At 58.7% G+C, this 6,833-nt stretch carries 9 protein-coding genes; all 9 read right to left on the bottom strand.

The annotated features are described in order from the left end of the window. The coding region (locus E3O56_RS26005; protein ID WP_282446931.1) for a YbgF trimerization domain-containing protein at positions 1–397 on the bottom strand (397 nt) is incomplete at its 3' end. A 6-nt stretch (positions 398–403) separates the two neighbouring features. Continuing rightward, the gene (pal, locus tag E3O56_RS26000; protein WP_003193861.1) at positions 404–904 is read right to left on the bottom strand and encodes a peptidoglycan-associated lipoprotein Pal; all 501 of its coding nucleotides are present in this window, start codon (positions 902–904) and stop codon (positions 404–406) included. A gap of 55 nt (positions 905–959) precedes the next feature. Further along, the gene (gene tolB, locus E3O56_RS25995) at positions 960–2,240 is read right to left on the bottom strand and encodes a Tol-Pal system beta propeller repeat protein TolB (RefSeq protein WP_248129175.1); all 1,281 of its coding nucleotides are present in this window, start codon (positions 2,238–2,240) and stop codon (positions 960–962) included. Between the two features lie 17 nt (positions 2,241–2,257). Further along, on the bottom strand, positions 2,258–3,331 hold the full coding sequence (tolA, locus tag E3O56_RS25990; RefSeq protein ID WP_005790902.1) for a cell envelope integrity protein TolA: 1,074 nt from the start codon (positions 3,329–3,331) through the stop codon (positions 2,258–2,260). After that, entirely contained in the window at positions 3,331–3,783 is a 453-nt protein-coding gene (tolR, locus tag E3O56_RS25985) for a protein TolR (RefSeq protein WP_161793227.1), read from the bottom strand. Before tolR ends, tolA begins: the two co-directional genes overlap by 1 nt. A gap of 23 nt (positions 3,784–3,806) precedes the next feature. Beyond that, positions 3,807–4,502, bottom strand: coding sequence for a protein TolQ (tolQ, locus tag E3O56_RS25980; protein ID WP_003193865.1), 696 nt, complete (start codon positions 4,500–4,502; stop codon positions 3,807–3,809). A 1-nt stretch (position 4,503) separates the two neighbouring features. After that, positions 4,504–4,959, bottom strand: coding sequence for a tol-pal system-associated acyl-CoA thioesterase (gene ybgC / locus E3O56_RS25975; RefSeq protein WP_003175800.1), 456 nt, complete (start codon positions 4,957–4,959; stop codon positions 4,504–4,506). 140 nt (positions 4,960–5,099) lie between these two features. Then, positions 5,100–6,158, bottom strand: coding sequence for a Holliday junction branch migration DNA helicase RuvB (ruvB, locus tag E3O56_RS25970; RefSeq protein ID WP_005790907.1), 1,059 nt, complete (start codon positions 6,156–6,158; stop codon positions 5,100–5,102). Further along, positions 6,159–6,770, bottom strand: a complete 612-nt coding sequence (gene ruvA / locus E3O56_RS25965) for a Holliday junction branch migration protein RuvA (RefSeq protein ID WP_003193868.1) — start codon at positions 6,768–6,770, stop codon at positions 6,159–6,161. Between the last annotated feature and the right edge of the window lie 63 nt (positions 6,771–6,833).

Below are 6,833 nucleotides of genomic sequence, written 5' to 3'. Positions count from 1 at the left end.
CGGCAGCAGCGCTTGGCGCGCCACCGGCAGCAGAATTATCAGGAGTAGCGGCAGGTGCAACGCCGGCTCCAATACGACGATCAAGATCCTGGTATCGCTCCAGGCCTTCTTGCTTGAGCTGGTTCACCTGGTTCTGCAGCACTTCAATGGCGCCTTGTTGCTGCGACAATTGATCCTGCATGCGTTGCAGTTGGTTGAACAGCTCGCCCTGTGCCGAGGGAGCGGACGTAGCCGCTCCCCCCGCATAGGCGCCGTTCGTGCCATAACCCGCTGGCGGATAACTGCTCCCGCTATTGTTATAGCCTGAGTTGCTATCCGTTACAGGAACCGCAGCCCACACCGCAAGCGGTGCGAGGCTGAGAGCCAATACAGTCAGAGCACGACGGCACGTTCGCATGACGAATTACTTACGCAGTTCGACGCGACGGTTCTGAGCCCACGACTGCTCGTCGTTGCCAGTTGCAACTGGACGCTCTTTACCGTAGGAAACCAGTTCCAGTTGGCCTGGAGCAACACCTTGCAGTACCAGGTAGCGCTGAACGGCTTTCGCACGACGCTCGCCCAGTGCCATGTTGTACTCACGAGTACCACGGGCGTCAGTGTTACCTTCCAGAACAACGCGAGCGCCGTTAGCTTTCAGGTCCTTGGCGTGAACGTCCAGAGCGCGCATGGCTTCTGGCTTCAGGTCCGAACTGTCGTATTCGAAGTAGAAAGTGGTGATAGCGCGCAGAGCAGCTTCTTCGCTCAGGGAGCCGTCGACCGCACCAGTGTTAGCGCCGTAACCAGCGTTTGGATCAACAGCTGCGCCTTCACCGGCATTGTCGCCGCCTTTAGAGGAGCAACCAACGGCTACGGACAGAGCCAGAGCCAGAGCAGCAAACTTACCAAACTTCAGCATTTCCATCGTGAAACTCCTAATGAACCCCAGTGTGTTAAGTACTTCTTTTTGTAGCGCCGCGTCAGTTCAGGTAAGGGGACCAGGATGGTTCTCTGACTTCGCCTTGTGCGGTAGGAAGTGGGAGCCTTACGCGTCCATTGATGGACACGAGCATCAAGACTCCCCGGCCCTGCTGGCGGGTGGCGTAGATTACCATGGTGCCGTTGGGCGCAACAGTGGCTGACTCATCAAGGTTGGTATCTGTAAGGATTTTAACGGTTCCGCGCTGCAAATCCTGGGCCGCAACCCGGAAATTAGTGAAACCATCCTGACGGTGAATCATCACCAACGTCTTTTCATCGGCCGAAAGCTTGGGGTTGGCGTTGTAGTTACCGATAAAGGTCACACGCTCAGCACCACCACCGTTCACGTTTGCCTTGTAGACCTGAGGCTTGCCGCCACGGTCGGAGGTGAAGTAGATGGTCGAACCATCCTTACCCCAGAACGGTTCGGTGTTGATACCCGGGCCGCTGGTCACGCGACTCAGTTGGCGCGAGGCCATGTTCATCACGTAGATATCCGGGTTGCCGTCCTTGGAGAGCACGAAAGCCAGGCGCGAACCATCCGGCGACCAGGCTGGCGCACCGTTGAGGCCTTCAAAGTTGGTGATCTGCTCGCGACGACCCGTATCAATGTGCTGCACGAAGATGCGCGGGCGACGCTGTTCGAACGATACGTAGGCAATACGCTTGCCGTCCGGCGCGAAGCGCGGCGACAGGATTGGCTCGCGGGACTGCAGCAAGGTCACTGCACGTGCGCCGTCGTAGTCCGAACGTTGCAGGGTGTAGCGGGTGTTGTCTACCGAGAAACGCTCAGCCGTGACATACAGCAGGCGCGTCGAGAACGCTCCTTTGATACCGGTGAGCTTTTCAAACGACTGGTCCGAGATGTAGTGGGCCATGTCGCGCAGTTGCTCGGCGGTACCCGATACGCTGCCGGTCAGGACCTGCTGCTCGGTGGCCACGTTGAACAACGTGTACTGGATCTGCAGGCGACCACCGGCCGGCGTGATGTTGCCGACCATCACGTACTGCGCGCCCACGGCTTTCCAGTCACGGAACACGACTTCGCTGACCTGGTTGGGCTGGCTGATCATGTTGCCTTTGGGAATCGGCGCGTAGTAACCGGAGTTACGCAGGTCGTCGCTGACGATCTGGGCCATGTCGTCCGGCAGCACGCTGCCGCCCTGCCAACCGAAGGGTACGACTGCAATCGGAGTAGCCCGATCGCTGCCGCTGGTTACCAGGATGTTCTTTTCATCCGCCGCCGCTATCCCTGCCATACAGCAAATAACGACAAGCATTCCTCGAAGAAGGTTTCTCACAAGGCTAGATCCTCAGGTGTGAATGTCATCTTGAATGAACGATAGGGAGCGAAGTCACTTGGTTTCATTCCCTGCATCTCGGTCAACCGGCCAATATTCTTGACCGCGGCAACCGCTGAACTGTCGAACGTACCGTCACCACTGGACTTGGCCACGCTGACCGAAGTCACCGTACCGTCCGGCAACATGCCGATCTGCAGCACTACTGTCATGCCTTTGCGTGCCGAAGGTGGACGCGTCCAACCTTCCGCTGCCCGCGCCCGAATCAGGTCGTCGAAACTGCCCGCGACTTCATCACCACGTTCATCGGCCAGGGCTTGCTGACGCTGCGGCGTGTCGGAAAGCAAATCTGCCAGGGCCTGGGCCTTTTTCTCTTCGGCGGATTTGCGTGCTGCTTCCTGGGCCTTTTTCTTGGAGGCGTCGGCGGCAGCTTTCTTCTTCGCTTCGTCGGCGACTTTCTTCTTCGCCTCGTCTGCTTCAGCTTTTTTCTTGGCGTCTTCGGCGGCTTTCTTCTTCGCGTCTTCGACTATCTTTTTCTTGGCTTCTTCAGCGGCCTTTTTCTTGGCCTCTTCCTCGGCAGCCTTCTTGGCTTCTTCTTCAGATTTCTTCTTGGCTATATCAGCCAATTGTTTCTCTTCAGCCTTTTTGGCTTCGGCAGCTTTCTCGGCTTTCTTGGCTTCATCAGCCTTTTTCGCCTCGTCGGCTTTCTTGGCTTCGTCGGCCTTTTTCGATTCCTCGGCCTTTTGAGCCGCCTCTTCTTTCTTTTGTTCCGCAGCAGCCTTCACCGCTTCCTGCTCGACCTTCTTCTGTTCCATCTGCTCGACTTCAGTCTGGCGCGCAGCCGACTTCTGGGCCTCACCTGCAATCTTCTGATTGGTCTGGGTGGTGGCCTGGCTTTTCGATTTCAGCTGATACAGGGTCGCCTGCACGATCGGCTTGGCTGGCGGCAGGTCCGGGGTCATGGCAAAGCTGACAAACAGCATGCCGAACACCAGGACGTGCAGGGCTATCGCCCACACGCCAGGCCAGAAGTAGCTTTCCGAGGCGGACGGCTCTCGCTGTTGCTGCATCAGGGCGCCTCGGTAATCAAGCCAACGTTACCGACGCCGGCTTTCTGCAGCCCGCCCATGGCACCCATGACGGAGCCGTAGTCGACCGATTTGTCGCCGCGGATAAATACCTGAGTGTGCTTGCCGCCTTCGTTGCCGGAGCGAATGATCTTGGTCACCGCATCGGTCATCGCCGGCAAAGTCAGGGCCTTGTCCTGCTGCTTCTGGGTGTCGACTTCGCTGCCAAGGTTCCAGTAATAGGTCTTGTCAGCCTTGATCGAAATGGTCAGGACCTGCGTGTTGTTGTCCTGCGGCAAGGCTTCACTGGAAACCTTGGGCAGATCAACCTTCACGCCCTGGTTGAGCATCGGCGCGGTCACCATGAAGATCACCAGCAGCACCAGCATCACGTCGATGTAGGGCACTACGTTCATCTCGGCGACCGGCTTGCGCTTTTTGCGAGCTCGAGCGATTAAAGCCATTGGGAATTACCTGCTTATTCTTCGCTGGTGTGCACTTTACGGTGCAGGATCGCCTGGAATTCATCGGCGAAGGTGTAGTAACGGCCGATCAAGGTTTCGCTGGTTGCGGCAAAACGGTTGTAGGCGATTACTGCGGGGATAGCGGCAAACAGGCCGATCGCGGTGGCGATCAGGGCTTCGGCAATACCCGGGGCCACGGTGGCCAGCGTGGCTTGCTGGGCCTGGGCCAGGCCGCGGAAGGAGTTCATGATCCCCCATACGGTACCGAACAGGCCGATGTACGGGCTGACGGAACCGACGGTGGCGAGGAACGGCAGGCCCTGCTCGAGTTTCTCTTCTTCGCGGGAGATGGCCACGCGCATGGCACGGGCCACGCCTTCCATCACCGCTTCAGGGTCGACACCCGGCTGCTGGCGCAGGCGCGAGAATTCCTTGAAACCGGCACGGAAGATCTGCTCGACGCCCGAATCCGGGTCCGGGTTGCTGCCGGCCTGGCGGTACAGTTTGGACAGGTCGATACCCGACCAGAAGCGCTCTTCGAAGCTCTCCAGGGCACGTCGACCGGCGCGCAGCATGTTGCTGCGCTGAAAAATCATGACCCAAGAGGTAACCGATGCGGCTACCAGGGTCAGCATGACCAGTTGAACCACGACACTGGCATTGCTGACCAGGCTCCACATGGAGGAATGGTCGACGACGGTAGGTTCCACGCTAAATCTCCTGCTTTGATTGTTTACCCGCGCCGCTCACGGCGGCAAAGGCCGCGCGTAGAGTTTCGGGAATGGCCCGAGGTTTCAAACTGTTGGTGCGTACACATGCCACCAGGAACTGCCCCTCACAGAGCAGCGTTGCATCCGTTGCCCGCCTGACCTGCTGTTTGAATCGCAGGCTGGCACGGTTCAATTCGATGACCTCAGCGCTGACCAGCAATTCATCGTCCAGTCGCGCCGGTGCGTGATAACGCGCCTCGCTGGAATGCACGACGAATAACAGGTCCTCCCCTGCCAGCGTGGATTGGGCAAAGCCCAGCTCCCGTAGCCGCTCGGTTCGAGCCCGCTCCATGAATTTCAGGTAGTTGACGTAATACACGATGCCGCCGGCATCGGTGTCCTCGTAATAAACGCGACAGCGATGTGCGAACGACTGATCCCCGTTTTGCGCGCGCATACTCTAGTGCTTACTCCTCAGGTTGCCAATCCGGCTGGACAACTGTTTTTTCATTCCTGAACGCTTTTGCAGTGACTCAAATGACGACGCCAGACACTGGGACAGCACAAAGCTCAGATAAATCGTCCGGCGTTAGCTTTTTAATCGTCCACTGCATCAAGGAATTCGTCTACCGCAGGCATCTCGCCCAATCGTGACGGAATGTTTAGCCCAAAGTGCAAATAGGCATGGCGCGTCACCACCCGGCCCCTCGGTGTACGCATGATATAGCCTTGCTGGATCAGGTACGGCTCCAGCACATCCTCAATGGTATGGCGCTCTTCACTGATAGCCGCCGCCAGGCTGTCCACGCCGACCGGGCCACCGTCGAACTTCTCGATCATGGTCAAGAGTAGACGTCGATCCTGGTGATCGAAGCCGTGCTCGTCCACGTCCAGCAGGTTCAAGGCCAGGTCCGCGACCGCCTTGGTGATGTGCCCTTTGGCACGCACTTCGGCAAAATCGCGCACGCGGCGCAGCAAACGGTTGGCGATACGTGGCGTGCCGCGCGCGCGCCGGGCGATTTCAAAGGCGCCTTCCGGGTCCAGGGGCAAGCCAAGGATGCTCGCCGAACGGCTGACGATGGTCGCCAGATCAGCGGTGCTATAGAACTCCAGACGTTGAACAATGCCGAAACGGTCTCGCAACGGGTTGGTCAGCATACCCGCACGCGTGGTCGCGCCCACCAGGGTGAAAGGTGGCAGGTCGAGCTTGATCGAACGGGCTGCCGGGCCTTCGCCGATCATGATGTCGAGCTGGAAGTCTTCCATCGCCGGGTACAGCACTTCTTCGACAATCGGTGATAACCGATGGATTTCGTCGATAAACAGCACGTCATGGGGTTCAAGATTGGTCAGCAGTGCCGCCAGGTCTCCAGGACGCTCCAGCACCGGGCCGGAGGTGGACTTGATCGACACGCCCATTTCCTGGGCGATGATATTGGCCAGGGTAGTCTTGCCCAAACCCGGCGGGCCGAAGATCAGGGTGTGGTCCAGGGACTCACTGCGCCCGCGTGCGGCCTGGATAAACAGCTCCATCTGCTCGCGCACGGTGGGCTGGCCGATGTATTCGGCCAGGCTCAGGGGGCGGATGGCCCGGTCCTGGACTTCTTCACGGTCACGCGGGCCGGTGGCCGCGATCAGACGATCGGCTTCAATCACTTAAATCATTCCCTTCAGGGCACGGCGAATCATGTCTTCAGCGCTCAGGTTCTTGTCCTTGATGGCCGATACGGCCTTGCTGGCTTCCTGGGGCTTGTAGCCCAGGGAGATCAGCGCATTGACGGCATCGCTCTCGGCACTGGCGACCTGGGCGGCCGGCATATCCGGCTGGTTCGGTACCAGGGCGAACATGCTCGGCACCACCTCCCAGGCTTTGAAGCGGTCCTTGAGCTCGACCAACAAGCGCTCGGCGGTCTTCTTGCCCACCCCCGGCACCTTGGTCAATGCCGAGGTGTCTTGGGCCGATACAGCACGCACCAATTCATCCACTTCCAGGCTCGACATCAAGGCCAGGGCCAATTTTGGCCCTACACCATTGAGACGAATCAGCTCGCGAAAGAAATCGCGGTCGCGCTTGCCGATGAAACCATAGAGCAGTTGCGCGTCTTCACGCACCACTAAATGCGTGTGCAAGGTTATCGGCTCGCCGACCGACGGCAGGCGATACAAGGTGGTCATGGGCACTTCCAGCTCATAACCCAATCCATTCACATCCAGAATCAGGTGCGGCGGCTGTTTCTCAGCCAGGGTGCCGCGCAAGCGTCCAATCACGGTTCAGATCCTTAAGGCTTGAGGGTCAGGTCAGGGCCTGACCGTAAATAACGATTGCGCTGA

This window comes from Pseudomonas sp. W2Aug9 (assembly GCF_023127755.1).
Taxonomy (GTDB): Bacteria; Pseudomonadota; Gammaproteobacteria; order Pseudomonadales; family Pseudomonadaceae; genus Aquipseudomonas; species Aquipseudomonas synxantha_A.
The sequence above is the reverse complement of the archived record's forward strand: the minus strand, read 5'-3'. Positions and strand labels throughout refer to the sequence as shown.

Excerpts from the sequence above, each read along its gene's own strand:
- tolA (WP_005790902.1), bottom strand. The coding sequence starts at position 3,331 with ATGCAGCAACAGCGAGAGCCGTCCGCCTCGGAAAGCTACTTCTGGCCT.
- ybgC (WP_003175800.1), bottom strand. The coding sequence starts at position 4,959 with ATGCGCGCGCAAAACGGGGATCAGTCGTTCGCACATCGCTGTCGCGTT.
- pal (WP_003193861.1), bottom strand. The coding sequence starts at position 904 with ATGGAAATGCTGAAGTTTGGTAAGTTTGCTGCTCTGGCTCTGGCTCTG.
- tolB (WP_248129175.1), bottom strand. The coding sequence starts at position 2,240 with ATGCTTGTCGTTATTTGCTGTATGGCAGGGATAGCGGCGGCGGATGAA.